The sequence below is a fragment of the Rhodanobacter sp. C06 genome (assembly GCF_002001105.1).
GTDB lineage: Bacteria > Pseudomonadota > Gammaproteobacteria > Xanthomonadales > Rhodanobacteraceae > Rhodanobacter_A.
In genome coordinates this window covers 1-2321 of the sequence record NZ_MUNP01000007.1, presented here as the reverse complement: position 1 = coordinate 2321, position 2321 = coordinate 1, and the positions used below count along the sequence as shown (strand labels likewise).

1 protein-coding gene is annotated in these 2321 nt (G+C 53.5%); it reads right to left on the bottom strand.

The window, feature by feature from the left end:
* Positions 1–1532: 1532 nt before the first annotated feature.
* A complete protein-coding gene (locus B0E52_RS18215) occupies positions 1533–2120 on the bottom strand; it encodes a hypothetical protein (RefSeq protein WP_168174100.1) in 588 nt (195 codons plus the stop codon).
* Between the last annotated feature and the right edge of the window lie 201 nt (positions 2121–2321).

The window sequence follows — 2321 nt, the reverse complement described above, 5'->3', positions numbered from 1 at the left end:
CACGTAGCAGGCCGCGAAGCACTGACGCGCAGTACGAAGCACCAGAAAATCCCCAGCACCGGCAGTCGCCCGAAAGCCCAGGGCAGAAGCGTCATGCACCCGGCTTGACGGGGAAGTCTCCTACGGAGTTGTTAGGACTTCCGGTCGGGAGTGTATTTACACGGGCCAAGCCTTGCATCAACTCGTTGATGCAAATGATCATAAAGATAGCAAATGCCATCACTGTCTATTGCAACGTGGGTGAATTCAACTGCACGGGACCTATTAGCTATTTTTGTGATCTCGTACGGAAAGGCTGACTCTGCCAACTCAAAGATCGTTTTACCGTCAAGAACAAACTTTGGATCGGATTTTACCCTGAAGTAGCCTGCCGAAAAATTGTTAAGTTGGATGCTCGCGAACATATATTCCCTGTCTTCTAGTGACCGCAATGAGTCCTAACGCTGGAGTTAAGCGGCGGCGAAGCCGTCCGCCTTGAACGATTGGTTAGGTTTTCTACCAGCGAGGGTAGCTTTGCCTGACTGCGAGAAGCAAACGATCTACCTGGGCAAGTGTGTATGGATTGAGCGGCGTGACCTCAAAACAACCATTTTCAGAAATGCCGAGAAGACTGCAGCTGCCTGAGTCAACGGTTGCAGTTCCGCTACAGAAAATCATGCTGGCGTCCTTGCTCGAATGTACCCAAGAAGTTTTGAAAATCAGTGTGTGTCTACCGGAACCCTCTGTTTTCAGGTCGATGTACGAGTAACCACCACCATATGCTTTTGCTTCACTCTTGTGCTCAAGCAGCTCACTGGCGTTAGCTTGACGAAAATTACATATAACAGCTCTTGGGGCACCATAGAGGACCCCGATGGGATGATCTACGGCTGGCAAATCAAGTTCTACCGGTTGTGTGTCCCCCGTGTCATCAACTACGCCCTTGGGGGCCCGGTTGCACGCAGACAAGAGGGCTACGAAGACAAGGGAGGCGCAAGCTAGCAACAATTTCATGTAGAACCTAACGCTGGAGTTAAGCGGCGGCGAAGCCGTCCGCCTTGAACGAATGGTTAGGCAGCGAGGAACTGCCTACATGGCTAGATTGAGCAAAGCATAAGAAATTGGAGCGGACACCATGCCAACAAAATATCGGCCGTACAAGTTTGATGGCTTGGGAATGAATGCTAGCGCAGTGCCCCCTAGCGCAACCGCTAGATAAACAGCAAAAGACATTACCCATATGGCGGAAAAGGGAAAACTACCGGAAGGCACTGCCGGTGCGAAAAAGTACGACCCGGCCGCAATCGCATAGAAGATTAGCAAAGGGGTGACAGCTCCCAGCAATACGACAGCGAATTTCCGCATGCGCGGCGCAAACGCCATAGCAGCGGTTGCTGCCATGAGAACACCGAGCTCGAACGTCGCAGCCCCCAAGGTCAAGTAGGTCTCAGAGATGTCCATAGCTCTTGTGGCCTAACGCCCGAGGTAACCGGCGCAAAGACCGCGTAGCGGGATTTGCGTCCGGTTGACCGAGTTGTTAGGCGCCAACAGCATCATGACATGTAACCCCCACATGTGGACTTGCTTTGTACCCAGCCCTGCGGCGTCTTGTAAAACACAACGACGAAGCCGCTGCCACAAAGCCCGCCGCATACAAATGAGAAATTGAACACCGCGATGTCGTGAGCTTTGTTGAACGTGACCGCAGAGAGCGTTACAAGCCCCTGCGCCATGCCTGTTGAAACCGCAGAGCCGACGGAAGCTCCGCTCCTTATAAGCGCGCCAGGATCCAGCGGGCGCCACGTTTTTGGGTCAATGAAGTGGATGAACGCTGGCCTGCCCAAGACAGCCGAGAGATCACTTATTTTTGACCCCGGTACCCACTGTGTGTTCGGCTTGCCGATTTCTTTGGCGCAATCGGCGTACTGCTGCAAATCCTCAGACGAAGGTGCATCAGCAGATGCGGCAACGTTCATCGGCTCTTGCCTTTTGCCACTCCAATGGTTCAAGAACGCTTCGTACATTGCGGCGACATCGCTCTTGTCACCCGCGCTAGCCGGACTGGTCGGCGCTGCTACGCCAGATGGCGCAAACGCCAGAGTCGCCGCAAACGACACCAACAGAATTGAAAGCCGATGCATGATTCCCCCTGATACTCGCCCGTGGCGCCTAACGCTGGAATTAAGCGGCGTGCGGTACGCACTTCCGCTTGAATGAGTAAAAAGAGACTTCCCCTCCCTTCGGCCTCGAAGGCCATGATGGTGTTGCGACACAACCGTCAGCAGAAGAGGAAGTCTCCATGAGCACTATAACCCTCGGCGTGGACTTGGCAAAAAACGTGT